This is a genomic window from Humibacillus xanthopallidus, assembly GCF_006717145.1.
GTDB lineage: Bacteria > Actinomycetota > Actinomycetes > Actinomycetales > Dermatophilaceae > Humibacillus > Humibacillus xanthopallidus.
Map to the genome: position 1 here is coordinate 364,641 of NZ_VFQF01000003.1, position 24,936 is coordinate 389,576.

At 73.0% G+C, this 24,936-nt stretch carries 21 protein-coding genes; 10 read left to right on the top strand and 11 right to left on the bottom strand.

Going from position 1 to position 24,936, the window contains the following annotated elements:
- Positions 1 to 52 precede the first annotated feature (52 nt).
- Positions 53 to 1,015, top strand: coding sequence for a helix-turn-helix domain-containing protein (locus FHX52_RS19690; protein ID WP_141824076.1), 963 nt, complete (start codon positions 53 to 55; stop codon positions 1,013 to 1,015).
- A gap of 622 nt (positions 1,016 to 1,637) precedes the next feature.
- On the opposite strand, the gene FHX52_RS19695 is transcribed toward FHX52_RS19690, so the two are convergent.
- The 6 genes from FHX52_RS19695 to FHX52_RS19720 all read right to left on the bottom strand — a co-directional run bounded on the left by FHX52_RS19695 (position 1,638) and on the right by FHX52_RS19720 (position 8,614).
- Entirely contained in the window at positions 1,638 to 3,089 is a 1,452-nt protein-coding gene (locus FHX52_RS19695; protein WP_141824077.1) for a tryptophan-rich sensory protein, read from the bottom strand.
- A 4-nt stretch (positions 3,090 to 3,093) separates the two neighbouring features.
- Positions 3,094 to 3,816 (bottom strand): CPBP family intramembrane glutamic endopeptidase, encoded by a 723-nt coding sequence (locus FHX52_RS19700; RefSeq protein ID WP_141824078.1) that lies wholly within the window; start codon positions 3,814 to 3,816, stop codon positions 3,094 to 3,096.
- Between the two features lie 91 nt (positions 3,817 to 3,907).
- Complete coding sequence (locus FHX52_RS19705; protein WP_141824079.1) at positions 3,908 to 5,266, bottom strand: cryptochrome/photolyase family protein; 1,359 nt, start codon at positions 5,264 to 5,266, stop codon at positions 3,908 to 3,910.
- The gene (locus FHX52_RS19710) at positions 5,266 to 6,543 is read right to left on the bottom strand and encodes an SAM-dependent methyltransferase (protein ID WP_141824080.1); all 1,278 of its coding nucleotides are present in this window, start codon (positions 6,541 to 6,543) and stop codon (positions 5,266 to 5,268) included. The genes FHX52_RS19705 and FHX52_RS19710 overlap by 1 nt, the downstream gene beginning before the upstream one ends.
- On the bottom strand, positions 6,540 to 7,295 hold the full coding sequence (locus tag FHX52_RS19715; RefSeq protein WP_246070282.1) for a DUF1365 domain-containing protein: 756 nt from the start codon (positions 7,293 to 7,295) through the stop codon (positions 6,540 to 6,542). The genes FHX52_RS19710 and FHX52_RS19715 overlap by 4 nt, the downstream gene beginning before the upstream one ends.
- Positions 7,292 to 8,614 (bottom strand): NAD(P)/FAD-dependent oxidoreductase, encoded by a 1,323-nt coding sequence (locus tag FHX52_RS19720; RefSeq protein ID WP_246070283.1) that lies wholly within the window; start codon positions 8,612 to 8,614, stop codon positions 7,292 to 7,294. Before FHX52_RS19720 ends, FHX52_RS19715 begins: the two co-directional genes overlap by 4 nt.
- Positions 8,615 to 8,781: 167 nt before the next feature.
- On the opposite strand from FHX52_RS19720, the gene FHX52_RS19725 reads away from it, so the two are divergent.
- Together FHX52_RS19725 and FHX52_RS19730 are read left to right on the top strand one after the other, a co-directional pair.
- Positions 8,782 to 9,234 (top strand): SRPBCC family protein, encoded by a 453-nt coding sequence (locus FHX52_RS19725; RefSeq protein ID WP_141824081.1) that lies wholly within the window; start codon positions 8,782 to 8,784, stop codon positions 9,232 to 9,234.
- Between the two features lie 7 nt (positions 9,235 to 9,241).
- Positions 9,242 to 10,147, top strand: a complete 906-nt coding sequence (locus FHX52_RS19730) for a MerR family transcriptional regulator (protein WP_141824082.1) — start codon at positions 9,242 to 9,244, stop codon at positions 10,145 to 10,147.
- A 281-nt stretch (positions 10,148 to 10,428) separates the two neighbouring features.
- Here the strand turns inward: FHX52_RS19730 and FHX52_RS19735 are convergent, their stop codons facing one another.
- Positions 10,429 to 10,902 carry a hypothetical protein gene (locus FHX52_RS19735; RefSeq protein WP_141824083.1) on the bottom strand — a complete coding sequence of 158 codons (474 nt, stop codon included), beginning with the start codon at positions 10,900 to 10,902 and terminating at the stop codon, positions 10,429 to 10,431.
- A gap of 160 nt (positions 10,903 to 11,062) precedes the next feature.
- Between FHX52_RS19735 and FHX52_RS19740 the strand changes: the two genes are divergently transcribed.
- From FHX52_RS19740 to FHX52_RS19770, 7 genes are read left to right on the top strand one after another with little or no spacing between them, the layout of a single operon-like run.
- Positions 11,063 to 12,607 (top strand): phage tail sheath family protein, encoded by a 1,545-nt coding sequence (locus FHX52_RS19740; RefSeq protein WP_141824084.1) that lies wholly within the window; start codon positions 11,063 to 11,065, stop codon positions 12,605 to 12,607.
- Positions 12,608 to 12,618: 11 nt separating this feature from the next.
- Positions 12,619 to 13,140 (top strand): phage tail protein, encoded by a 522-nt coding sequence (locus FHX52_RS19745; RefSeq protein ID WP_141824085.1) that lies wholly within the window; start codon positions 12,619 to 12,621, stop codon positions 13,138 to 13,140.
- Positions 13,140 to 13,862 carry a hypothetical protein gene (locus FHX52_RS19750; protein WP_141824086.1) on the top strand — a complete coding sequence of 241 codons (723 nt, stop codon included), beginning with the start codon at positions 13,140 to 13,142 and terminating at the stop codon, positions 13,860 to 13,862. Before FHX52_RS19745 ends, FHX52_RS19750 begins: the two co-directional genes overlap by 1 nt.
- Positions 13,859 to 14,947 (top strand): hypothetical protein, encoded by a 1,089-nt coding sequence (locus tag FHX52_RS19755; protein ID WP_141824087.1) that lies wholly within the window; start codon positions 13,859 to 13,861, stop codon positions 14,945 to 14,947. The genes FHX52_RS19750 and FHX52_RS19755 overlap by 4 nt, the downstream gene beginning before the upstream one ends.
- Positions 14,944 to 16,194: a Pvc16 family protein gene (locus FHX52_RS19760; protein ID WP_141824088.1), complete on the top strand. Its 1,251-nt coding sequence runs from the start codon at positions 14,944 to 14,946 to the stop codon at positions 16,192 to 16,194. Before FHX52_RS19755 ends, FHX52_RS19760 begins: the two co-directional genes overlap by 4 nt.
- Complete coding sequence (locus FHX52_RS24470) at positions 16,191 to 18,197, top strand: ATP-binding protein (protein ID WP_141824089.1); 2,007 nt, start codon at positions 16,191 to 16,193, stop codon at positions 18,195 to 18,197. Before FHX52_RS19760 ends, FHX52_RS24470 begins: the two co-directional genes overlap by 4 nt.
- Before the next feature lie 20 nt (positions 18,198 to 18,217).
- A complete protein-coding gene (locus FHX52_RS19770; RefSeq protein ID WP_185747399.1) occupies positions 18,218 to 19,258 on the top strand; it encodes an eCIS core domain-containing protein in 1,041 nt (346 codons plus the stop codon).
- Between the two features lie 18 nt (positions 19,259 to 19,276).
- Here FHX52_RS19770 and FHX52_RS19775 read toward each other — a convergent pair whose 3' ends face one another.
- From FHX52_RS19775 to FHX52_RS19790, 4 genes are read right to left on the bottom strand one after another with little or no spacing between them, the layout of a single operon-like run.
- Positions 19,277 to 19,657: a hypothetical protein gene (locus tag FHX52_RS19775; RefSeq protein WP_141824091.1), complete on the bottom strand. Its 381-nt coding sequence runs from the start codon at positions 19,655 to 19,657 to the stop codon at positions 19,277 to 19,279.
- Complete coding sequence (locus FHX52_RS19780) at positions 19,654 to 20,658, bottom strand: eCIS core domain-containing protein (protein ID WP_185747400.1); 1,005 nt, start codon at positions 20,656 to 20,658, stop codon at positions 19,654 to 19,656. The genes FHX52_RS19775 and FHX52_RS19780 overlap by 4 nt, the downstream gene beginning before the upstream one ends.
- Positions 20,659 to 20,693: 35 nt before the next feature.
- Positions 20,694 to 21,995: an eCIS core domain-containing protein gene (locus FHX52_RS19785; protein ID WP_141824093.1), complete on the bottom strand. Its 1,302-nt coding sequence runs from the start codon at positions 21,993 to 21,995 to the stop codon at positions 20,694 to 20,696.
- 10 nt (positions 21,996 to 22,005) lie between these two features.
- Entirely contained in the window at positions 22,006 to 24,936 is a 2,931-nt protein-coding gene (locus FHX52_RS19790) for a DUF6519 domain-containing protein (RefSeq protein WP_141824094.1), read from the bottom strand.

A 24,936-nucleotide genomic window follows, 5' to 3' on the forward strand; every position in this document is an offset into this window, starting at 1 on the left:
AGTTCTGTCGCCTCCCATCGATTTCCTGCCAATCTGCTGGCATCATGGGTGGATGCTCAAGACCATCGCCGTCATCGTGCAGGAGCCCGTTGCCGTCTTCGAGCTCGGCGTGCTCTGCGAGGTCTTCGGCGTCGACCGCACCGACGACGGCGTGCCGGCCTTCGACTTCCGGGTGTGCGCGTCGCGGCCGGGTGAGGTCATCCGCTCGACGGGCGGCGTCGGCGTCGTCGCCACCCACGGACTCGACGGTGTGAGTGACGCCGACCTCGTCGCCGTGCCCGCAGGCAGCGTCGACGGCCCGTTCGAGCCGGGGGTGCTCCAGGTCCTCCGCGAGACGGTCGAGCGCGGTGGCCGGGTGCTGTCCGTCTGCTCCGGCGCCTTCACGCTGGCTGCCGCCGGGCTGCTCGCCGGCCGCGCGTGCACCACCCACTGGCGGTATGCCGCCCGTCTGGCCGACGTGTGCCCCGACGCCGCCGTCGACCTCGACGTCCTCTACGTCGAGGACGGCCCGATCATCACGAGCGCCGGCACCGCCGCGGGCATCGACGCCTGCCTCCACCTCGTGCGCACCGAGCTCGGCTCGGAGGTGGCCACGCGCATCGCCCGGCGGATGGTCGTGCCCCCGCACCGGTCCGGCGGGCAGCGGCAGTACGTCGAGACGCCCGTGCCCGACCAACCGTGCGACAGCCTCCAGGACGTGCTCGACGCGGTGCTCGAGCGCCTCGACGGTGACCACACGGTCGCGTCGCTCGCGCGCCAGGCGGCGATGTCGGAGCGCACCTTCGCGCGACGTTTCAGCGCCGAGGTGGGCACGACGCCGCACCAGTGGCTCACGGCGCAACGGGTGCTGCGGGCGCGCCGGCTCCTCGAGACGACCGACTTCGACGTCGAGCGGATCGCCCGCGAGAGCGGGTTCGCGACCGGCGCAGTGCTGCGCCACCACTTCCAGCGGCAGATCGGTGTGGCGCCGCTCAGCTACCGCAAGGCCTTCACCCACCAGCCCGCCACCGGCTGAGCACCCGTCGATGCCCCCGTATTCCGCTCTATCGGCGAGGCACTAGAAACCCTTAGCCACCAATCGAAAGAGCACTCCGTCGGCTCGCCCCCAATCGAAAGAGCACTCCGTCGGCCCGCGTGCTCGGGTATCCGCGCTGGGAGGCCGACGAACTGCTCTCTCGATTGTCTTCGGTGACCCCTTGGCGCCCTTCGAGCCGTCGCGGAGGGCCTTCCTGCTCGTCGATGCCCCCGTATGCCGTTCTCTCGGGTGAGCGCTAGAAGCTCGCCAGCGCTCTCAGCCAGATCGAAAGAGCACTTCGTCGGCCAGCGCGCTCGCGTAGCCGCGCAGGGAAGCCGACGAACTGCTCTCTCGATTGGGCTGGGGGACTCGGCGCGCGCTCCGAGGCCGACGAACTGCTCTTTCGATTGGCTTCGGTGACCCCTTCGCGCGCTTCGAGCCTTCGCGGAGGGCCTTCCTGCTCGTCGATGCCCCCGTATGCCGTTCTCTCGGGTGAGCGCTAGACGCCCGCCAGCGCTCTCCACCCAATCGAAAAAGCAGTTCGTCGGCGCGCGATGGGAGGCCGACGAACTGCTCTTTCGATTCGGTTGGGTGAGGCCGACGGAGTGCTCTTTCGATTGGGTCAGCGGGGGTTGCGGCGGGCGATCGCGGCGGAGAGGACAGTTGCGAAACCGCACCACACGGCATACGGGGAGAGGGCGACGCCGGCGCCCTTGCTCGCCTGGCCGGCCCGCCGCGCGAGGTCGGCCGAGCTCGCGGTCAGCAGGGCGGCGTGCGCAGCCGCGGCCCAGGGCCGACGCGAGCGCCAGAAGACGGCACTCCAGGCAGCGTTGATCGCGAGGTTCGTGCCGAAGGCCTTGAGGTAGTCAGAGCGGCCCCGTGCGTCGCCGGCCTTGTCGAAGGCGTTGAGCGCCGTCGCGGAGCTCGCCGCGATGTCGGCGTAGAGCGCCGTCCACACCACGGGGAAGGCCGCGGCAGGCGGCTGCCAGTCGGGGAGGTCGAGCGACCGGTAGTAGGACGAGTTCGGCTGCGTGGCAAGCGAACCCACGACAGCCGTCGCCACCGTCGCGGCCGATGTGAGGGCGAGGTTGCGCAGCGCCGTGTCGGGCTTGGCGGTGCGCATCGCCGACTGCACCGCGGTGTCGAAGTCGATGTAGCCGCCCGGCACGTCGACGTAGTCGTCGATGTCGCGCTCCTTGGCGACGACCTCGTGGACGAGGCTGCCGACGAGCGGCTTGGCCAGCCCCGCCGAGATCGGCGTGACGAGCCCGACCCAGTGGCTGGCGAGCCGCGGCGTGAGCACGGGCACCGTGACGACGACCGGTCGCCGCCGGCCCGTCGCGTCGGAGAAGCGCCCGATCATCTCGCGGTAGGTGAGCACCTCGTCGCCGCCGATGTCGAAGGTGCGGTTGACCTCGGGCGGGAGGTCGCCGGCGCCGGCGAGGAGGGTCATGACGTCGTCGACGGCGATCGGCTGGATCTTGTTGTCGAGCCACTTCGGCGCGACCATCGCGGGCAGCCGGGTCGTCAGGTAGCGCAGCATGTCGAACGAGGCGGAGCCGTCGCCGAGCACGACGGCGGCCTGCAGCACCGCGGTGGGGACGGGTGCGTCGAGGAAGATCCGGCCCACCTCGACGCGCGACGCGAGGTGCGGCGAGAGCACCTCGTCGTCAGGGTGGAGCCCCCCGAGGTAGACGATGCGCGAGACGCCCTCGGCAGCCGCGGCCTCCGCAAACGTCGTCGCGGCCTCGCGGTCACGCTTCTCGAAGTCGGGCTGGTCGTCCATGGAGTGCACGAGGTACCACGCCGCGTCGACACCGGTGAGCGCCGCCCGCATGTCGCGAGCGCTCGAGACGTCGCCCTCGACGACCTCGACGCGGTCGATCCACGGCCGGTCGTCGAGCGAGGCCCGGCGCCGCGTCAGCACCTTGACGCTCCACCCCGTGTAGAGCAGCCGCGGCACGAGCTGGCCGCCGATGTAGCCGGACGCACCCGTCACGAGGGCGGTGCGCCCGCCGGGTGCGGCAGCGTCGTCGCCCGCGGTGGTGGCGGCAGTGGTCGGGGAGGAGGTCATGCGATCACCTGGTGAGCTCGAGGGCGGGTGGGAGGAGCAGGAGCATCCCGGTCGACCACGTCACGTGCGTGATGATCGGCCCGAGGATGCCGCCGGTGACCCGGCGTTGGAGCGCGGTGACGAGACCGAGGATCGCGGCCGCGAGCACGAGGAGCGGGATTCCGCTGCCGATCGTCGTCAGCGCATAGAGCACCGTCGTGATGGCGACGGCGTGCGACGGCAGCGCGGAGTAGAGCGCGCCGCGGAAGTACATCTCCTCGACGACGCCGTTGAGCATCGTGATGGCGAGCACGACGGGCAGCGAGCCGAAGCGCGCGTGGTCGAGCAGCTCGTCGACGGGGTCGCGCAGGACGGGGATGCGGGCGACGACGAGCGCCGCGACGAGGAAGATCGCGAGCAGCAGCGCACCGAGCGCCAGCGACTGGACGACCGGTCGCGCCTCGCGCTCGCCGCTGCGGGTGTGGCCGCGACCGAAGTGCAGCGGCCCGGACGCGATGGCGCCGACTCCCCAGACGGCCGCGAGCGCGAGCGATGCCGTGTAGAAGAGGGGGTCGCCGGCGGGGATCCGCAGCGCCCAGGCGAGCACCGCGGAGCCGACGACGAAGGTGATCGCGACGACGACGCGCCGCCGCGTGCGCGCCTCGGGCGGGTCGTCGTGCTGGTCGGCGACGGGGTCGAGCAGGGCTGCGTCGAGGAAGGCGCGCAGCTCGCCGATCGGACCTCTCACCACCCCTCCTTCGCTTCGCCGTTGTCGTCGGTATGCCGTCCTGCCGACCCCCAGCGCCCGGGCCACTCGCCGCGACCCATCGTCACCGGTGTCACCGGCGTGCCGACTCGTAGCGCGCCAGGGTCTCCTTGCGCTCCTCGTCGTGGTCGACGACGGGGCGGGCGTAGCCGTTGTCGTACCCGTTCGGCTGCTTCCACGGTTCGTGCACCTCCGCTCCGGTGAGATGGCTCAGCTCCGGCACCCACCGTCGCACGTAGTCGCCCGCCGGATCGAACTTCTTGCCCTGGGTCACGGGGTTGAACACCCGGAAGTAGGGCGAGGCGTCGGTGCCCGTGCCCGCGACCCACTGCCAGCCGTGGTTGTTGGAGGCGATGTCGCCGTCGATCAGGTGGTCGAGGAAGTGCCGGGCGCCGACGGGCCACCAGACGTGGAGGTCCTTGGTGAGGAAGCTCGCCGTGATCATCCGCAGCCGGTTGTGCATCCACCCCTCCTCGAGGAGCTGGCGCATGCCCGCATCGACGACGGGGTAGCCGGTGCGCCCCTCGCGCCACGCGTCGACGAGCCGGTCGGTCTCGGGGCCGGCGTCGTAGGGCAGCCTGGCGAGCTCGGGCCGCAGGTCGTGCCACGCCGACTCGGGGTTGTGCCACAGCACATCGGCATAGAACTCGCGCCAGATGAGCTCGGTGACGTAGGTCGCGGCGCCCGGGGAGCGACCGCCGGTGTGCGCGGCGATGTCGGCGAGCATCGTGCGCGGGTGGATCTCGCCGTACTTGAGGGCCGCCGACATGCGGCTCGTCGAGTCGAGGTCGGGTCGGTCGCGCTCCTTGCCGTATGCCGCGAGGCCGCTCTCGAGGAAGGCCGCCCACCGCTCCAGCGCGGCTCTCTCCCCTGCCTCGACGGGCTCGGTCTCGGGCAGGTCGTCGCCGCGCACCTCATCGCGGAACCACGAGATGCGTGCGGGTCGCTCGGCCGGTGCGGGTCGGCCGTGCTGGTGCCAGGCCTTGGAGAAGGGGGTGAAAACCTTGTAGGGAGAGCCGGACTGGTTGACGATGCGACCCGGGCCGACGGCATACGGCGTACCCGTGGCGACGAGCTCGCGGCCGTCGGCGACGAGCGCGGCTGCCACCCGCTCGTCGCGGCGCCTGCCGTAGGGCGTCGTCTCGCGCGAGACGTGCACCTGCTGCGCACCGACCTCGCCCGCGAGGCGGGGGATGACGTCGACGGGGTCGCCCCGGCGCACGACGAGTGTCCCCCGCGTGTCCGTGGACAGCGCCGCGACCGACGCGAGCAGCCGCCGCGTGCGCGGGATGTCGGACTCGAGCAGGCGCGGGTCGAGCACGAAGACCGGCAGGACGGTCGACCCCGCCTCTGTCGCGGCGAGCAGCGCCGGGTGGTCTCGCAGCCGCAGGTCGCGGCGGAACCACAGGATGGAGGGTGGGGCCGTTGCCATCACGCCACCGCGGCTGCGGTGCCCCCGCGCTCAAAGCGCACCTGGGCGACGTCGAGGTAGCCGGTCGCGAAACCCGCCTGGCAGTAGGCGAGGTAGAACTCCCACCTGCGGCGGAAGGTCTCGTCGAAGCCCAGGGCGTTGACCTCGGGCCAGCGCGCGAGGAACGTCTCGCGCCAGCGCCGCAGGGTCTCGGCGTAGTCGGTGCCGAAGGCGTCGACGCCGGTGATCTGCAGGGTCGTCGCGGCGTCGGTGGTCTCGCTGATCGCCTGGAGGCTCGGGATGAGGCCGCCGGGGAAGATGTGCTTCTGGATCCAGCCGTAGGAGTGCTTCGTCGCGAGCAGCCGCTCGTGCGACATGAGGATGGCCTGCACCGCAGCGATCCCACCGGGGGCGAGCCGCTCGTCGATGGTGCGGAAGTAGGTGGCCCAGTACTCCTCGCCGACCGCCTCGATCATCTCGACGCTGACGACGGCGTCGAACTCGCCCTCGACCTCGCGGTAGTCCTGGATGCGGATGTCGACCAGGTCGGAGAACCCGGCGCCTGCGACCCGCTCACGGGCGAGCGCGGCCTGCTCGCGCGAGAGGGTCACGCTCGTCACGACGGCGCCCCGGCGGGCGGCCTCCAGTGCGAGCGTGCCCCAGCCGGTGCCGATCTCGAGGAGCCGGGTGTCCTGGCCGACCTTGGCCATGTCGAGGATCGCGCGCACCTTGCGCAGCTGCGCCTCCTCGAAGTCCTGTGTCTCCAGAGGGAGCCCGTCGTCGAAGAGGGCCGAGCTGTAGCTCATCGTCTCGTCGAGGAACGTCGCGAAGAGCTCGTTGGACAGGTCGTAGTGCGCCTCGATGTTGCGCCGCGAGCCGAGCAGCGAGTTGCGCTGCGTGGTCGGGATGCGCCGGTCGACGACTCCGCGCAGCGACAGCAGCCACGGCGGAACGGCGGTCGTCATGCGCTCGGCGAAGGGCATGAGCACGTCGACGAGGTCGGTGCCCTCGGCCGCCTTCCAGTCGCCCGCCATGTAGGCCTCGCCGATGCCGATCTTGGGGTGGTGCGCGAGGCGCTCGAAGAGGGCGGTGGGCCGCACGATCTGGATCGCGGGGTGGTCGGCACGCCGCACGCCGCCGTCGATGAGGGTGCCGTCAGGCATGACGATGTCGACGGGCACCCGCTGGGTCACTTGCGCGAGGATGCTGCGGGCCAGCCGCGCACGCAGGCAGAAGTGCCGAAGGGCCGGGCGGCGCAGGCAGAGCGGCTGGGTCATGGGGGTGGGCACGGTCGTCATCGGACAGCCTCCTCGGGGTGTCGGGGCCGGGGCACGACGGGCAGCCGGCGCAGCCACAGCGCGATGCCGTGGGCTCTGATCAGGGTCGTCACGCGGTGGGTCATGAGCCCGTGCCGCCGCACGAGGCGGCGCAGGGCGCGGGGCGTGGCCGGGAGCGGGGTGCCCCGGGTCACGGCGGTCATCACGGTCTCGCCGTCGCGCTCGAGACGCACGGCGACCGAGACGGCGTCGGGGGTGAGGACGAGGCGGACGGCATACGTGCCCGAGACGTCGTTGAAGGGCGAGACGTAGAAGGCCTTGTCGACGGTCGACGTGCCGTCCTCGTCGACGTCGAGCAGGTAGGCGTGACGCTCGCCGTAGGTGTTGTGCACCTCGAAGACGACGGTGACGAGGCTGTCGTCGGGGCGCAGGCACCAGAAGACCGAGAGCGGGTCGAAGGTGTGGCCGAGCACCCGCGCGTTGGCGAGCATGAGCACGCGGTCGTCAGCCTCGAGGGTGATGCCGCGACGGGCGAGGAAGCGCTCGACGTCGCCGCGCAGGCCACCCCCGAGCCGGCCGCCGTCGAGGTGGTCACGAGCGTCGAACTGCGCGAGCAGCCTTGTCGGCCACGGGAGTCGGGGCAGGTCGTCGATGTCGACGAGCCACTGGTAGTGGCCGTGGGCGAAGGTGTTGGTCATCGGCGTGCGGCGCGAGTGGGCCACGGTGCCGTCGACGAGGGCCGGCACCGGCGGTGGGGCGAGGACAGCCGTCACCAGCGCACCCCGAAGGACTGCGCGGCCTCGACGCCCGAGCGGCAGCCGTCCTCGTGGAAGCCCCAGCCGAGGTGCGCCCCGGCGAAGGCCAGCCGGTCGCCGCCCGCCCCGCGCAGCCGGCCCGCCGCCTCGACGGCCTCGGCTGTGAAGATCGGGTGGTCGTAGGTCATCCGCGCGGTGACGGTGGCCGGGTCGACGTGACCGTCCGGGTTGAGGGTGACCACGTGGTCGTCGCCGTCGTCGATGCCGTGGAGGCGGTTCATCCAGTAGCTGACCGTCACGTCGGGCGCCGGGGCGTCGCACGACTCCATCCGGTAGTTCCACGAGGCCTTGGCCTGGCGGGGTCTCGGCAGGACCGACGAGTCGCGGTGCAGCCAGGTCTCGTTGCGGGAGTAGCGGATTGCCGCGAGGTCACGCTTCTCGTCGGGAGTCGCGTCGGCGAGCAGCTCGAGCGCCTGGTCGGCGTGGGTGGCGATGACGACGCGGTCGTAGGTCGTCACGCAGTCGGTCGTGCCTCTGTCGCTGCTGGCACGCCCGCCCGCCACACGCACGTCGACGCCATCGTCGTGGCGCGTGACAGCGGTGACCCGGCTGTCGCGGCGCACGTCGGGCAGCCGCTCGACGAGGCGGTCGACATAGGTGGCCGAGCCGCCCGTCACGGTGCGCCACTGGGGCGAGTCCGTGACCGTGAGCATGCCGTGGTGGTCGAGGAACTGGAAGAGGTGACGGGCCGGGTAGGAGGTCGCGTCGAGGTCGCCGCACGACCACACGCACGACACGAGGGGGATGGCGAAGTGCCGCACGAAGTAGGGCGAGAAACCGCCCTCGGCGAGGAACTCGCCCCACGTCGGCTCGCGCGAGTCGTCGGCGAGGAGGGCCCGTGCCTCCCGGTGGAAGCGCGGCACCTCGGTCAGCAGGCGCACGAAGCGCGGCTGTGCAGCCCGCCACGGCTGGGCGAACATGCCCTTGGGACCGCGCCCCCCGGCATACGTCAACCCGCAGCCGCGGCAGTCGATGCTCATGCTCATCTCGGTCGCCTGGGTGGGCACGTCGAGCTCGCGGAAGAGGCGGAGCAGGTGGGGGTAGGTGCGCTCGTTGTGCACGATGAAGCCGCTGTCGATGCGCAGCGCGCCGTCGCGCCCGGCGACGTCGTGGGTGTGGGCGTGGCCGCCGAGGCGGTCGTCGGCCTCGAGGAGCGTGACGTCGTGGGTCGAGGAGAGCACGTGTGCCGCGGTCAGCCCGGAGACGCCGGCGCCGATGACGGCCACCGTGGGTCGGGACGACTCCTGCGTGAGGGTCGAGCGGATGGGGCGGTTCACCGAGGTCTCCTCGTGGATGGGCCGGTGGCCGTGGTGACGGTCCGGGAGGGGTCGGATGGAGTTCGGCGTGGGGCCCACGTCGGATGGGTCGTACCCGGCACCCGTTGTCCAACCTGCGCGCTCACCGTAAGGTGGCTGTCGAAGGTATGTCAAAGGTTGGGAGAAGCATGGACATCGTCCGAAGTGTCACGGTCGCGCAACCCCTCGAGGCGGTGTTCGCCTACCTCAGCGACTTCACCACGACGAACGAGTGGGACCCCGGGACCGTGCGCACGGAGCGCGTCTCCGGCGACGGCGGGCTCGGTAGCCGCTACCACAACGTCTCGAAGTTCCTGGGCCGCGAGACCGAGCTCGACTACCTCGTGATCGAGCACGTGCCGGGTGAGCGCTTCGCCCTGCGCGGCGAGAACGCCACGGTCGTCGCCAACGACACGATGACCTTCATGCGCAGCCACACCCCCGAGGGCGAGGGGACGACCGTGACCTACCACGCGGCCTTCGAGTTCAAGGGAGTGGCGAAGTTCATCGCCCCCCTGCTCGCCCCGGCGCTGAAGAAGCTCGGCGACGAGGCGGAGACGGGCATGCATGACGCCCTCGGCCGCCTCGGCCGAGGGGACTAGGAGCACCGTGTACACCATCAAGCGAGCCGCCGAGCTGACCGGCATCAGCGTCGCCACCCTGCGCGCCTGGGAGCGGCGCTACGGCGTCGTCAGCCCCCAACGCTCCGACGGCGGCTACCGGCTCTACGGACCCGACGACGTGCGGGCGCTCGCCATCATGAACTCCCTTGTCAACGAAGGCTGGTCGGCCCGCGAGGCCGCCGCCGAGACGCTCAGCCGGCTCTCGTCGCGCGACGCGGGCGAGCGTGGCCGGCCGGGCAACGTCGCGGCCCTGCGCCCGTCCAACGGCGGCATCCAGTCCGAGGACGCCGAGGCGCTCATCCGCGCGGCCGAGCGCCTCGACAGCGCCTCGGCCTCAGCGGTGCTCGACGCCCGCTTCGCGCTCGGCACCTTCGAGCACGTCATCGACGACTGGCTCATGCCGACGCTCAAGCGCGTCGGTGAGGAGTGGGCGCACGGGCGCCTCACCGTGGCCGGCGAGCACCTCGTCGCGTATGCCGTCCAGCGGCGTCTCGCGGCCGCCTACGAGGCCGCCTCGGGCCGGGCCGACGGGCCGTCGCTCGTCATCGGGCTGCCCCCCGGAGCCCGCCACGAGCTCGGGCTGCTCGCCTTTGCGGTCGCCGCGCGCCGGGTCGGCTTCTCAACGGTCTACGTCGGCGCCGACCTGCCCGTCGCCGACTGGGCGGTGGCGGTCGAGGCCCGCAACGCTGTCGGGGTCGTGCTCGCCGTTCCCCGGCCGGAGGACGTCACCGCGGCGCAGAAGATCGTCGACACCCTGCGATCCAAGCGGCCGCAGCTCGTCATCGGGCTCGGCGGCAGCCAGCAGGACGCCGTCGAGGGGGGCATCCACCTCGGCCACTCGATCACCGTCGCCGTCGGCGAGATGGTGCGTCGCCTCCGCGTCCCCGCCTGAGCAGAAGAGAATCCGCGGCGACGCGCCGCCCCACCACGTCGAGTGGCCACGTTTTCACACGCTTTCCCCCAACTCGAATGGCCGCGTAACCTCACGCGTCCCTCCAATTCGAGTGGCCGCGTAACCTCACGCGTCCCTCCAAATCGAGTGGCCCCACAGACGCACGTGTCCCGGCAATGTGCCTGCGCACCACCAGACCCACGCCCCGAGGCGGGTGAGGTTGCGCGGCCACTCGAGGTGGGGCGGGTGAGGTTGCGCGGCCACTCGAGGGGGTGTGCTGGTCAGGAATCCAGGCAGGCGACGACCTCGACGTGTGTGGCGGTCGTCTCGGTGTTCTTCACCGTCAGGGTGCGGGGGCCGCCGGCGACGAGGCCGGCGAGCACGCTCGCGTTGGCGACGAGCAGGCTGCCCTCGACAGTGAGGTCGTCACCCGTCGTCGCCCCGTTGGCAGGCGTCACGGTGACGGTCGCCGGACCGCCGTCCGCGCCGGTGCACGAGAGGGCGAGCAGCGCGACGGCGCCGGTCGTCGGCAGCAGCGCGATCTCGGCCGAGTCGTCGGCTCCGCCGGACGCGTCGAGGTCGGCGCCCGACACGACGTAGGAGTCCGGCTGGAGCTCCGCGCCGACGGGGAGCATCGGCCCGTCGTGGACGCTGACGGTGGCACTGACGGATACCTGCACCATGACGATCCCCTTCTCCTTGTTGAGGCGCGGCCGCATCGGGCCGTCGACCAGAGCGTCGCGCCCCGCCGTCACAGCGGGGTCACCGCCGCGTCAATACGCCTCGCCACTCGGACGGGCGCCGCCCACACCGGCAGGGTGCGGGCGACGTGACGGCGGTTTGACGGGTGAGTGACGCGAGGCGGCGATGCTCGGCACGTCAGGCCAGCGCACCGCGGGCGTCGAAGGAGCTCTCATGACCATCACCCCCACCTATCCGGGCGTCTACATCACCGAGGTGCCGAGCGGCAGTCGCACCGTCACCGGGGTGGCGACGGCGATCACCGCCTTCATCGGGACGGCGCCCCGCGGGCCCGTCGACGACCCGGTGCCGATCAGCAGCTTCTCGGAGTTCGAGCGGCGCTTCGGCGGCCTGTCGCGCGCCAGCGGCATGGGGTATGCCGTCCGCGACTTCTATCTCAACGGCGGGGGCCCAGCCCTCGTCGTCCGCGTCGCCCACACCGACGCGGCCACGGCTCGCCTCGCGGTCGGCGGGCTCCAGCTCGAGGCGACCGGTCCCGGCGCCTGGGCCGACGTTCTCCAGGTCGAGGTGACGCACCCCTCGGTCGCGGACGCCGCCGACATCGCCGAGGGGCAGGGCTCCGGCGTCGAGCCCGGCGACCTGTTCAACCTCACGGTGCGCGAGGGATCCGGGCCCACCGCGCCGGCCGAGGTCTACCGCAACGTCACGATGGTCGACGGGCCGCAGCGGGTCGACCGCATGCTCGAGTCGTCGCTCCTCGTGCGCGCCTTGGCGACGCCCACCGGTGCCAGGCCGCCCGAGGGCACGGTCACCGTGGCCGCGGCCGACGTCGGTGCCGACGGTGGCGCCGTCAACGGCGACGACTACGCCGGCACGGACTTCGCCAGCGACAAGCGCGGTCTCTACGCGCTCGAGAAGGCCGACCTCGTCAACCTCATCTGCCTGCCACCGCCGACGCCCGGCGGGGAGCTGCCGCCCGAGCTCTGGGCCACCGCTGCCGCCTACGCCGTGACGCGCCGGGCCTTCCTCGTCGTCGACCCACCGGCCGTCCTCACCGTCGGCGACGCTGCGACGTGGGCTGCCGACAACGGGCTCACCGGCGTCGCCACGCGCAACGCGGCGCTCTACTACCCCCGCATCCGCCGGGCCGACCCCCTGCGTGGTGGCTCGATCGACACCTTCGCCCCGTCGGGCGCCGTCGCCGGCGTCATCGCCCGCACCGACGGTTCGCGCGGCGTCTGGAAGGCACCGGCCGGGCTCGAGGCCGGCCTGACGGGAGTCGTCGACCTCTCGGTCAACCTCACGAACGACGAGAACGGCTCGCTCAACCGGGTGGGCGTCAACTGCCTGCGGACCTTCCGCGAGGTCGGCGCCGTCGTCTGGGGTGCGCGCACGCTGCGCGGTTCCGACACCCTCTCCGACGACTACAAGTACGTGCCCGTGCGCCGGCTCGCGCTCTTCCTCGAGGAGAGCCTCTACCGCGGCACGCAGTGGGTCGTCTTCGAGCCCAACGACGAGCCCCTCTGGTCGCAGATCCGGCTCTCGGTCGGGGCGTTCATGCAGGACCTCTTCCGCAAGGGGGCCTTCCAGGGCACGACGCCGCGTGACGCCTTCTTCGTGCGCTGCGACGCGGAGACGACGACGCAGTACGACATCGACCGCGGCATCGTCAACATCCAGGTGGGCTTCGCCCCCCTCAAGCCGGCCGAGTTCGTCATCATCTCGATCCAGCAGAAGACTGCTGCGGCGACCGTCTAGGAGGCATTCCCATGGCTGAGTTCTCGGTCAACGCAACACGATTCGACCCCTACAAGAACTTCAAGTTCCGCGTGAAGTGGGACGGGCGCTACGTCGCCGGCATCAGCAAGGTCGGTGCGCTGAAGAAGACGACCGAGGTCGTCAAGCACCGCAACGGCGGCGACCCGTCGAGCAGCCGCAAGTCCCCGGGCCGCACGGAGTACGAGGCGATCACCCTCGAGCGCGGCGTCACCCACGACGTCGACTTCGAGCAGTGGGCCAACAAGGTGTGGAACTTCGGCAGCGGCCTCGGCGCCGAGACCTCGCTCAAGGACTTCCGCAAGGACATCATCCTCGAGGTCTACAACGAGGCCGGCCAGCTGGCGATCGCCTACAAGGTCTATCGCTGCTGGGTCTCGGAGTACCAGCCGATGCCCGAGCTCGACGCCAACGCCAACGGCGTCGCGATCCAGACGATCAAGCTCGAGAACGAGGGCTGGGAGCGCGACTACGCGGTCGCTGAGCCGGCCGAGCCGTCCTTCACCGAGCCGTGATGCCCGCGCGGCCCGGCGAGACGCTGGCGCTTTGGGAGGCGCTGTCGTCGACGACGTCCGTGGCCCGCGGAGCCTCGGTGCTCGTCGCGCTCGGGGCCGCCGACGGTCTTGCCGACGCCGTCCGTATGCCGCTCGCCACCGCCGCGCGCGCAGCGCTCGGTGAGCTGCGGGAGCGGGCCGGCCCCCAGGTGCAGACGGTGCTCACGTGCCCGGACTGCGGCGCCGTCCTCGACGTGCCCCTGCGCCTGGACGACCTGCTCGACGCGACCGGCGACGTGCCCGAGGGGGCGGAGTCCGGTCTCGTCACCGTCGACGGGGTCGTCGTGCGTGGTCCCACGACGGAGGACCTGCTCGTGGCGCTCACGAGCACGGACCCGTCGGCCGCCCTGCGCGACCGGTGCGTGACCTGGCCGGCCGGGGTCGATGCCACCACCCCCGACCCGGCCGTCAGGGAGCGGGTGAGCGCCGTCGCCGAGGAGCTCGCGGGCGCATCAGCGCTCGCCGTGCGGCTCGACTGCCCCGACTGCGGCGGCGACGTGGCCGCGGAGGTCGATGCGGTGGCCCTGCTCGCCGACCGGGTCGCCGACGAGGTGCGCGACCTCCTCTCTGACGTCGCCGAGCTCGCGATGGCGTTCGGCTGGTCGGAGGCCGACGTCCTGCAGCTCTCGGACGCGCGCCGCCACGCCTACCTCGACCTCGCCCGCCGGGGCGGTGCTCGATGAGCGACGTCTTCGACCGCCTGGTCGCCCGATCGACGCAGCGCACGCCGGTGCTCGTCACGCGTCGGCCGAGCCGCTTCGAGCCGGCCGCCGCGCCCCCGGGAGCCGCGGCATCGTTCGCTGCCGCCGGGCTCGAGGTGGCCGGCGACCCCCACGAGCGCGCCGCAGGGGCCGACGAACTGCTCTTTCGATCGGGGGGGTTGTCGGTGGCGCGTCATGGGCGCGAGGAGCGTGGCGCCCATGACGCGCTCCATGATGGGCTCGGCGATGGGCTCGGCGATGGGCTCGGCGATGGGCTCGGCGATGGGCTCGACGAGGGGCTCGACGAGGGGCTCGGCGACCGGTTCGACGTCAGGGCGTCCGACGTGGCCGGCGGTCAGGGCGCGCCTGCGCAGGTGGCCCGCGACGCGTCGCGAGGACCCGCTGCGCCGAGGCCTCGCCGCGTGCGGCGTGCGACCCCGGCCGAAGGCTCAGACGACTCCGGGGGTCGCGCCGTCGAGGCGAGCCGTGGCCCGATCGGGTCGGAGGCCGGTCAGCCGGTCCAGCAGGCGCCCGACTCGCCAGCCGTCACCTGGGTGAGTCCAGCCCAACTCACAGGGCAGGGGCCGCAGTTCGAGACCGCGCGACGCCATGGAGCGGCAGCCGAAGACGTCACCCGACGGGTGTCCGTCTTCGGACCACAGAGTGATTCGAGCGAATCTCAGCGAGAGTCATTGTCAGACAGCGAGGTTCGGGTCAGCGCACAACGCATCCTCACCCCAGAGATGCTGCTCGCCGACCACCTCGGCCCGGCCCTCATCGAGGCCGGCGCCCTCACCGAGGCCGAGGTGGCCCGCCTCGTCGCCGTGCCGCTGCGTGACCGTGACCGGGCTCGGCACGACGGCCGAACTCCTGTCGCGATCGACCCGGTCGAGGTGCCGGCGACGGCTGAGGTGCACCTGCACATCGACCGACTCGACGTGCGCCGGCCACCGGCCCCGCAGCCTCCCGCAGCCCGAGCGGCCCGGGAGCCCGCAGGGTCGCGCCCGGTCGACCACACGGCATACCTCGACCGCCAGCGGCGGCGCACTGGGACGGGGCGGCCATGAGCAACACCCTCGCCATCGCGGCGGTCACCTCGACGATGCGGCACGTGCTGCACGAGTCGCTCGGCGGTGCGCAGCCCGGCCCGGTCGGCGGGGCCGACGTCACGACCTACCGGCCCGCCCAGCTCTCCGACGCCGACACCGTCGGCAACGACGCCTCGGGTCTCAACGTCTACCTCTATCAGGTCACCCCGAACCACGCGTGGAACCTCAGCGACCTGCCGACCCGTCACGGCGACGGGTCGCTCGCCCGCCGACCGGTCGCGGCACTCGACCTGCACTACCTCGTCACAGCCTACGGCGACGAGGAGGCGCTCGAGCCCCAGCGGCTGCTCGCGCGCGGGGCGCTCGCGCTCGCCTCGACGCCGGTCTTCACCAAGGCCGTCATCCAGGCAGCGATCGACAAGTACGACGCCGACCCGACGGGGTTCCTCGCCGATGCCGACCTCGCCGACCAGGCCGAGCTCGTCAAGGTGAGCCCGACCCCGCTCTCGCTCGAGGAGATGTCGAAGCTCTGGGGAGTGCTCGGCACGCCCTATCTGCTCTCGCTCGCCTACACCGCCACGGTCGTGCTCATCGAGGCAGACGCCGTGCCGCGTCGGGCCCTGCCGGTGCGCGAGCGTGTCGTCGCGGTGCGCCCGCTCACCCGGATCCGACTCGAGGGCGTCGACGTCGACGGGGGCGGCACCGCCGTCACCGGGGCGACCCTCGTGCTCACCGGAGGCGGGCTGATCGCGGCGCACACCGTCGTGTCGGTCGGCGGCGTGCGACTCGTCCCCGACGCCGCCTCGACGACGACACGCCTCACCGTCGTGCTCACTCCCGACGTGCCTGCCGGGGCCCATGCCGTGCAGGTGCTCCGGCTCCAGCCCGCCGACCCCGTCGCCGGCACTCCCGAGCGGGTGACCGACCGCTCCTCCGGCCTGCCCGTCATGGTGCTGCCCACGGCGGGTCCGGTGACGACGACGGCCACCCTCGTGCGGATTCCGGTGGCGCCGCCGCTGCACGAGGGCCAGCGCGCCTCGGTGACTTTCGGCCGGCTGGCCGGTGGCCAGCCCGACGACCCGCCGCTCGTCGGAGCGACGTTCGCACCGGTGCTCGCCGCCGACGCACCGGTGGCGCGGCTCGACGTCGCGCGCAGCGAGCTGACCGCCGGCACGTGGCTCGTGCGCGTGACGGTCGACGGCGCCGAGAGCCTGCCCACCCTCAGCGGCGACACCTACGACGGGCCCGCGGTGACCCTGCCGTGAGCACTCCTGGACCCGACGGGTCGGCCGGGGCAGCCGGGGCAGAGGGGTCCGACGCGCCCACATCCCCCGACGGGCCAACCGCGCCGGGCAGCGAGACGGCGCCCTCCGCGGAGGCGCAGCGCGACCTCGTCGTCGCCGAGCTCGACATCGTGCGAGCCCTCGTCACCGGGGCCGACGCGGACGCCGCCCGCGCGAGGCTCGCCGCCCTGCGCGAGACCGTGCTCGGCGCCAGTGCGCTCGACGAGATCGAGACCGGCTTCGGGCTCTCGGCCTTCGAGCGGCAGACCCTGCTGCTGGCGTGCGGGCCCGACCTCGTCGGCGACGTGGCCCGCGAGCTGCTCGAGCACACGGGTCAGGCCCGGCTCTGCTTCGGCACCGCGCTGTCCACGCTCCCCGACGCGCACTGGGACGCGCTGACCCACCAGGCGCCGTTGCGCCACTGGGGCCTGGTGCGCCTCGCGGACCCCGATGCGCTGCTGTCCAGCCCGCTCGTGCCGGACGAGCGCATCGTGCACCACCTCGTCGGCATCGCCGCCCTCGACGAGCGCCTCTCGGCCCTCAGCCAACCGGTCGAGGCCCCGGAGTGGCTGCCCCCGACCCTCGGCGCGGTCGCCGGGGAGGTCGTGTCGAGGTGGGCGGCGTCGGGCCCGGTCGTGCTGCACGGGCCACAGCCCGCGACGACCCGCGCGGTCGCGGCCGCTGCCTGCGCCGCCGTCGGGCTGACGCCGAGGCTGCTTGGTGCAGCTGACCTCGCGGCCACGACGAGTGACCTCGTCGTGCTCCTGCGCCACCTCGTGCGCGAGACCGTGCTGGCCCGCGTCGCGTGGCTCGTCGACCTCGACGACCTGCACGACGCGAGGGTGTCGGTCACCGGGCTCGGCCGCGCCCTGACGACCTGCGACGCACCGGTCGTCCTGCTCGCCTCGACGGGGCCGGGCGGGGCCTCGATCGACGGCATGGGCCTGCCGGTCCTCGAGGTGCCGCGACTCGGGGTGGGTGACCGGCGCCGGGCGCTCGTCAGCGCCCTCGACCGGGTCGGCGCCACCGTGCCCGAGCAGGAGGTCGCTGCAGCCGCGGGCGCCTTCGACCTCTCCGTCGCCGACGTCGAGATCGTCGCGGCCGAGACCGCGCAGGGTCGCCGGCTCTGGTCCGCGTGCCGCCGCCGCCCCCGGGCCGACGTCGGCAACCTCGCCCGGGTGCGGATCCCGCGCGCGGGCTGGGACGACCTCGTGTTGCCGGAGCCGCAGCTCGAGCAGCTCCGCGCCCTCGTCGCCGCGGTGCGCCACCGCTCGACCGTGCTCGAGGACTGGGGCTTCGCTGCCCGCACGAGCCGCGGTCTCGGCACCGCAGCCCTCTTCGCGGGCGCCAGCGGCACGGGCAAGACCTTCGCCGCCGAGGTGATCGCCCACGAGCTCGAGCTCGACCTCGTGCACGTCGACCTCAGCCAGGTCGTCGATAAGTACCTCGGTGAGACGGAGAAGCGGCTCTCGCGCCTCTTCGACGCCGCCGAGAACGGCGGCATGGTGCTGCTCTTCGACGAGGCCGACGCCCTCTTCGGCAAGCGGTCCGAGGTCAAGGACAGCCACGACCGCTACGCCAACGTCGAGGTCGGCTACCTGCTCCAGCGACTCGAGTCCTTCGCCGGCCTCGCCGTGCTGACGACCAACGCCCGCAGCGCGCTCGACCAGGCCTTCACGCGCCGGCTCTCGGCGATCGTCACCTTCCCCTACCCCGACCGGGCGGCCCGGCTGCGCATGTGGTCGCAGGCCCTGCCCGTTGCGCTGCCCCACGCCGACCTCGACCTCCCGCGCCTGTCGGAGGCCGACCTCTCCGGCGGCGGCATCGCCTCGGCGGCGCTCCAGGCCGCCTACCTCGCCGCCGACGACGGTGGGGAGCTGACGATGGAGCAGCTGACCCGCGCCGTGCGCTGGGAGCTCGCCAAGACCGGCCGGGCCGCCGTGAGCGCGCCGCGCGCGACCACCCGCAGCGGGCGCAGTGCATGAGTCACCGCACCCCATCCCGTATGCCGCCGCCCACGGTCGAGCAGGTCGCCGCGGTCTCGGTGTCGCCCGGCACGCAGCCCCTGCCGCACCGCGACCGGCTGCAGCCGCTCTTCGGCGACCACGACCTCGGCACCATCCGGGTCAGCGACGGCGCGCGCGACGCCGACACCCGACGCCGGGTGCTGAGCAGCGGGTTCACGATCGGCGACCGGGTCTCGCTGCCCCGTGACGCGCCGGTCGCCCTCGCCGCCCACGAGGCGGTGCACGTCGTGCAGCACCGTCTCGGCGGTGGACAGTCCGAGCCGGCCGCCGAGGCCCAGGCCGACCGGCTCGCGCACGTGGCAGCCTCGGGCCGCTCGATCGCCCACGAGCTCTCGGGAGCCGGCCGGACGGCATACGCCGGCGGAGCGCCCGGCCCGGCGAAGCTGCGACGAGCACCCAACCAGGCAGGAACGACCGACCCCGACCACGTCGTCTCGTGGGTGGCGGGCCGTGAGGCGGGCCGCACCCCGTCGCAGGTTCTCGACGCGCTCAGTGACGCCCATGGCGGCAACGCCGACCGCTACTTCTACACCGACACCTACGGATGGGTCGACGTGCGGCACTTCGGGGCGTCGGCGAGCTGGGCCTGCTCTGTGGGGAGCGTCGCGACCGAGGGCCTGGGCGTCGCCAACGAGGCGATGCAGTGGGCGACGGAGTGGGGCGACTCCTACCGCAGCGGCTTCTCGCCGGAGGACATCCCGAGCAACGCGGCCGGCGCCTCGTTCGGCGATGACTATGTGGGCAGCGTTGCGGGAGAGTCGGTTTCGGCAGCGATGCGCCGCTGGATGACCGACCACGGCGCCCGCACCGCGTCGGACCCGGCGGCTCGGCGATCAGCCCTGCCGGCGACCGACCCGGCGGTGCGCGGTGGAGCAGCGCGGGGGTCGTCCAACGCGTCACGCACGCAGAGCACGGCCTCGGGTGCCGCGGCCGCCTCGCGCGACAGCGCGTCGTGGCAGGTGGAGCAGCTCTTCGACTGGCGCAACTGGGCCGGGCTCTACGGAATGCGGATGCCCTGACCCAGACTGCTGACCGGGCTACTGGTCGGGTGGCAGCGCCAGCGGGTGCGGCTGCGCCTCGACCCAGGCGCGCCATCTGCGCGCCAGCGTCTCGCGCTGTGCGGGGTCGACGTGCGACGAGCCGTCGACGGCGAGCTCGACCGCGAGCCCGTTCCAGTCGGGGAACGTCGGGTACGAGACCCTCGACAGACGGGTGAGCAGCACGTGGGCGACGGCGAAGCGCTCGGCGTCTGCGAGCGCCTCGACGAGCCGCGGGGCGAGCGCCTCGACGTCGTCCGCTCCGGCCGAGCCGAGGTCGGACCCCGCGTCGAGGTAGGGCCTCAGCCCATAGCGCTGCCCCGTCCATTCGATGGCGTCGTTGGTCGGCAGCGGGTCGGGCAGATCGGCGGGCGGGCTCACGGGCGCACCACCCGTCGCACCCCGACGATGCCTCCGGTCGTGAAGTCGAGGGTCGTGATGACGTCGACCTCGCGTCCGTCGGGGTAGCGGTAGGTGGTCGTCACCTCCCCGCGGCCCGGCGTCGTCGGTGTCATGGGTGACTCCCGCAGCATGCGCGCGCCGAGCAGCCGCTCCTGGGCGGCATACCCGGCAGCGTGCGCCGGCCCGAAGGCCTCGCCGTTGATCTGCCTGCGCCGCTGCTCCGTGAGCTCATGGATCAATTGAACCGCGGCGTTGTCGCCCATCGGCGAGTGGCTCGTCTCGAAGCCGAAGGCGGCGACGTCGTCGAGGTCGACCCGGCTGAGCGCGTAGTTGCCCACGAGGACGTTGCGGTCGGAGGCGCGCGTCGACGTCGTGCCGTGGATGAACTCGATCGTCGTCGTGCCGGAGTCGCCGATCATCGCGGTGATCGTGGCGAGCAGCTCGGTCGCGTCTCGGGTCGGTGGCCCGGCGACGTCGGTGGTGGCGACCGACACCTCGCCGGTCGACGAGACGCGGATCTCCTTCTGCACGGCGAGGATCGAGTTGACCATCGTGACGAAGTCGGCCGCCGAGCCTGTGGCGACGAGCTTGCACTGCACCCGGGGCCCGCTCGTCGCCTGCTGCTTGACGTGCGCGAGCTCGTGGGCGAGGAGCCGCTGGCCGGAGGGCGTCGCCGGGTCGCGCCGACCGGGGGCGAAGTGCACGTCGGTCCCGACGGTCACAGCCTCGGCCCCCAGCAGCCCGGTGAGCCGGTGGGCGCGCGCGTCGTCGTGCAGGTGCACCCGCGAGAAGTCGTGCCCCAGCGAGGTCTCGAGGTGGGTGCGCAGGCGATCGGGCAGACCGGTCGTGCCGCGGGCGTCGCTCCGAGCCAGCTCGAACGGTGCCACCGCCCGGGCAGCCCGGTCCGCGGCGGCGTCGTCTGCCTCGTCTGCTGCCCGGGCTCCCTTGGTGCCGTGTGCAGCTCGCGCCAGGTCGATCATGATGGCCTCCGAGTCCCTGTCTGGTCGAGTCGCGCCTAGAAGTTGCCGATGAGTGCCTTCAGCCCGGGAACGGCGCCCGATCGCCCGAGCTGCAACAGGTCGATCGAGAGGATGACCCGCACGTCGGGCGTGGCGGTGTGCGCGGGCGCCGGCAGCTGCTGGCGCAGGTCGACACTGCCGCCCTCCGCGGTCGGGAACGTCTGCCGCGGTGCCAGCAGGTCGGGATAGGTGCCACCCGAGAGCGTCACGCCGGGCAGGATCCCGAGGGTCGCGCGTGCCTCGCGGATGCGCAGCTGGCCGTCGGCGGGGTCGAAGGCCCAGCCCATCTCGGCGGTGAGGGTCAGCCCCTGCCATCCCAGCCGGCGCCGCACCGGCTCGAGCAGGTCGTCGAAGGAGAAGTTCGTCCGGAAGCCGTAGGTGCGCTGGGTCGCCCCCTCGCCGGTGGGCAGGCTGTAGCTGAAGTGGGTGAGCGGCATACCCGGGATGAGCGTCAGCGGGGTGGCGAGGTTGACGCCCGACAGCACCCGGCGCCCGTTGGGGTCGCTGAGCAGCGCGCCGCCCGAGAGCGCGAGCGTTCCGGCGCCGAAGCCGATGAGGCCGGCCCGCTCGCTGCCCGGCAGGCGACCCCACTCGCGCTCGGCCCGCAGAGTCAGCGGCTCGATGAGCCGGCGCTTCACCTCGGGGTTGTTGTCCTTGGCCTGCTCGGCGACGGTCGAGAGGCCGCCGAGGATGACCTGGCCGGGCTCCATGGCCGGCGTGGCCGCGGTCGGCGCCGTCGACCCCTCGCCCTCGCACTGCGCCGCGACCGGCCGGCGTTCGCGGACGTGGGCCCGGCCGCCTGCGAGCACGCGTGACGCCGCGGCGTCGGCCTCGCGCTCGGCGGTGGCCGGGTCGGTCGTGACCTGACCCGTCGTGACCTGGACCGACCGCGCCCCCTGGGTCGAGGTGATCGCGGGCGTGACGTGCGTGCCGGCATCACCTCGACCCGGGGGGCGGTGCGCGCCGCCCGACTGCTGCACGACGTGGGCGAGCTCGTGCGCGAGGGTGTGCCGCCCGCGCGCGGTCGCCGCGCCGCTGGACGCGGCCGGGCCGAGGGCGACCTCCGTGCCGATCGTGAGGGCACGGGCCCGCGCGGCCCGCGTCACGGCATACGCCTCCTCGTCGGCGTGCACGCGCACGGCGCCGAAGTCGTGCCCGAAGCCGCGCTCCATCGCCGCCCGCAGCGCGGGGTCGAGACTCACCCCGTCGCGCGGTCGGGCCCGTGCCGCCGGGCCCTCGACGGCACGCTCGGCCTCGCGGGCGGGAGTCGACCACGAGAAGACGGCCACGGCGCTCACCGGGCGGCGGTCAGCCGCCCACCCCCCGCGAGACGCGGATCGTCAGCGGCTGCCCCGGCAGCAGCAGGGTGCCGCTGGCGGGGATCGTGCCGAGCACGGTGTTCTTCCGTATGCCGGGCGCGTCCTCCTCGATGACCGTGACCGGCACGCCCGCGTCCGTCGCGAGCCGTGTGACCTTCGTCAGCGTCGCGCCCGAGAAGTCCTCGATCCGGAAGCGGGTGAAGTTCGGACCCGGCTTGTCGCCGCCGAACCAGAACCACATCTCGAAGCGGCCCCCGGCGATGTCGTCGGTCGTCGGCAGCCGCAGGACGGTCTGCCCCTGCACGGACTGCGTGATCGCGTGCCCGTTGAGGTGGCGCTCGGGGTTGCGCGCGTCCATGATCGCCCAGCCGTCGAGCTGGAAGCGCATGCGGATCGGCAGGGCGGGCAAGCCGAGCCGGTTGTTGGCCTCGAAGCCGATGAGGCGCTCGCGCACCCGCCCCAGAACGCTGTCGAGGGGCAGCTTGCTGCGCCACAGGATGACGTTCTTGCGGGCGATGAGCTCGCCGACGAGCTCGACGGTCTGCAGGGCGAAGGACTGGTCGCTCCACTGGTCGAGCTCCGGTGGGGTCGGCCACGGCAGGTCCATGAGGACGCGACCGACCGGCTTGCCGCCCACGCTCTCGGGCAGCACGAGCGAGTCGAGGGTGATGACGATCCCCGAGACGAGGTCGGCGACGTCGACGACGGCGTCGTTCTCGAAGGCCGACCCGTTGAGGAAGGCCGTCTCGACGACGTGCATGCCGAGCGCGCCGGCCACGGAGACGTCGAGCTGCGCCGACACCTTGACGGGGGCGAGGGCGAGCCCGTCGACCGTGAGGGTCAGCACGTCGCTGCGCCCCTGCGCGAAGGACGGCTGCCACACGAAGGCGGCCACACCGGTGGCATCGGGCTCCACCGCGTCGGTCGACCCGGCGCCCGTGCCGGTCAGGGTGGGCGGCACGGCCGCCCCCTCCTGCGATGCGAGCACGAGGGCGCCGTCCGTGCCCTGGGCGACGACCTTGACGCGGGCCGGCCCGCAGGGGCTGTCGACGGCCACGCGCACGAGCTGCGGCACCGTCACTCCCTCGGACGACACCTCCTGGCCGTCGCCGCCGAGCAGGCGCAGTGTGGGGGTCGTCGCGAGCTGGGCGAGCGCGTCCTGCACGGTGCGCGTGCCGGCGAAGGCGTCGCACGCCGGCTGCCACTGCACCTCCGACGCGATGCTGAGCCGGCCGCTGACGACGACGGCGACGTCGACGGGGCTGCTCGTGTCGTCGAGGCGCTGGGCGGTCAGGATCTGCGTCGACGCACCGGTCGCATCGAGCGTCCACCGCACGGCGGCGACGCCGTCGGACCCGGTCAGGACGACACCGCCGGCCGGTGGCGAGCCCGAGACCGCCTCGCGCAGCGTGCCGCCCGCCGGGGTGAAGCGGACGGGGGCACCCTCGACGGGCAGGCCGCCGTTGCGCACGACCACCCGCACGGGGGCGTCGAGCTCGTCGCCCGGCATCGCCTCCTGGCCGTCGCCGCCGACGAGGTCGATGGTGACGAGCCCGGTGAGCGGCGGGAAGAGGTGCCGGCAGTCGGACTCGAGGGTCCACGACGTGCCGGTGCGCCGCAGGATGCCGAGAGGCGCGTGGTGGTGTATCGGCCCGACCGGCGGCCGGGGCGAGGGGGTCGGCGAGTCCCACGGCCAGTCGAGCGTGCCCTGCCGGGCGCTCGTGCCGTAGGCGAGGCGGGCCGTGCGCGCCGGGATGAGCCAGAAGTCGCCGACGCTCGGCGTGCCGCCGGCGGGGAAGGCGACGGTGATGCCGCCCTCGAGGTCGGTCGGCGCGGTCGAGAGCGTGCTCGGGCCGCCGTCCCAGCGGCGCACGACCGGTGCCCGCCCGAGGGACGGCACGCTCGTGGGCGCCCCGGCGAGCCAGGCCACGTGGGTGACGAGGTCGATGACGGGGCCGACGCGGGCGAGGAAGCCGGGCAGCCCGCGCAGCTGGCGGTCGGAGCTCGTGACCTCGACGAGGTCGTCCTGTCGGATGCTCAGCTCCTCGTCGCGGCCCACCCGGTCGAGTGTCAGGGCGGCATCCATGCCGGGCTCGGTCGTCGTGCCGATCTGCACGAGTCCCGCTGTGACAGAGCCGTTCTCGCGTGACCAGACGAAGCGGGGCTGAGGTGTGACCGAGCAGATCTCGACGCGGTAGAGCTGGTTCTCGAGCCGCTGGTAGCCGCCACCAGACGTGATCTGGCACGGGTCGGCGTCGGGGGCTGCCTCGCGCAAGCGAGCGACCATGAGGCGCGGCGAGACCTCGGCGACGTCGTCCAGTTGCGAGCACACCTCGGCTCCGCCGAGGCGCGTCAGCGACACCTGCCAGGCGGTCTGCTGGCGCATCGCCGTGTCGGGACCGCCGAGCGCCGACTCGAGCAGTTCGGGCCGCTCGTCGGGGCTGACGGTGCGCTCGAAGACGTCGAGGTAGGCGGCATACCTGCCGTCGCCGTCGGCCGCGGGCGGCTCCTCGAGGCCGGGGCTCGCCCCCGCACCGGTGCCGATGGTGGGGCGGAAGGGCTGGTCGGCGAGCGGCCACGCGCCGGCGGCTGCCGGGGTCGCCGGGTCGGGCGCCGACTCGGCGAGCACGCCGTCGACGTAGTAGTGGCCGGGCGTCACGCCCAGCCGGGCCCACGGGGCTGCCGAGGGCTCCAGGCCGTTGGTGAGGTCGACGATCGCGAAGGGCCCGAGCCCGCCGTCGAGGGGTGCGGGGCCGCCGCTCGCCCCGACGATGTCGGCCGTGCGGGCCGTGTCGTGGTGGGCCGTGATGGCGGCCTGCTCGTTCCAGTCGGAGTCGAGCAGCACCCGCCCCTGCTGCAGGAGCACCGACCGGTAGGCGAAGGCAGGATCGTGGGTCCAGCGGGTGAGGTCTGCGTGCAT

Excerpts from the sequence above, each read along its gene's own strand:
- FHX52_RS19690 (WP_141824076.1), top strand. The coding sequence starts at position 53 with ATGCTCAAGACCATCGCCGTCATCGTGCAGGAGCCCGTTGCCGTCTTC.
- FHX52_RS19695 (WP_141824077.1), bottom strand. The coding sequence starts at position 3,089 with ATGACCTCCTCCCCGACCACTGCCGCCACCACCGCGGGCGACGACGCT.
- FHX52_RS19705 (WP_141824079.1), bottom strand. The coding sequence starts at position 5,266 with ATGGCAACGGCCCCACCCTCCATCCTGTGGTTCCGCCGCGACCTGCGG.
- FHX52_RS19710 (WP_141824080.1), bottom strand. The coding sequence starts at position 6,543 with ATGACGACCGTGCCCACCCCCATGACCCAGCCGCTCTGCCTGCGCCGC.
- FHX52_RS19725 (WP_141824081.1), top strand. The coding sequence starts at position 8,782 with ATGGACATCGTCCGAAGTGTCACGGTCGCGCAACCCCTCGAGGCGGTG.
- FHX52_RS19740 (WP_141824084.1), top strand. The coding sequence starts at position 11,063 with ATGACCATCACCCCCACCTATCCGGGCGTCTACATCACCGAGGTGCCG.
- FHX52_RS19745 (WP_141824085.1), top strand. The coding sequence starts at position 12,619 with ATGGCTGAGTTCTCGGTCAACGCAACACGATTCGACCCCTACAAGAAC.
- FHX52_RS19750 (WP_141824086.1), top strand. The coding sequence starts at position 13,140 with ATGCCCGCGCGGCCCGGCGAGACGCTGGCGCTTTGGGAGGCGCTGTCG.
- FHX52_RS19755 (WP_141824087.1), top strand. The coding sequence starts at position 13,859 with ATGAGCGACGTCTTCGACCGCCTGGTCGCCCGATCGACGCAGCGCACG.
- FHX52_RS19760 (WP_141824088.1), top strand. The coding sequence starts at position 14,944 with ATGAGCAACACCCTCGCCATCGCGGCGGTCACCTCGACGATGCGGCAC.
- FHX52_RS19770 (WP_185747399.1), top strand. The coding sequence starts at position 18,218 with ATGCCGCCGCCCACGGTCGAGCAGGTCGCCGCGGTCTCGGTGTCGCCC.
- FHX52_RS19780 (WP_185747400.1), bottom strand. The coding sequence starts at position 20,658 with ATGATCGACCTGGCGCGAGCTGCACACGGCACCAAGGGAGCCCGGGCA.
- FHX52_RS19790 (WP_141824094.1), bottom strand. The coding sequence starts at position 24,936 with ATGCACGCAGACCTCACCCGCTGGACCCACGATCCTGCCTTCGCCTAC.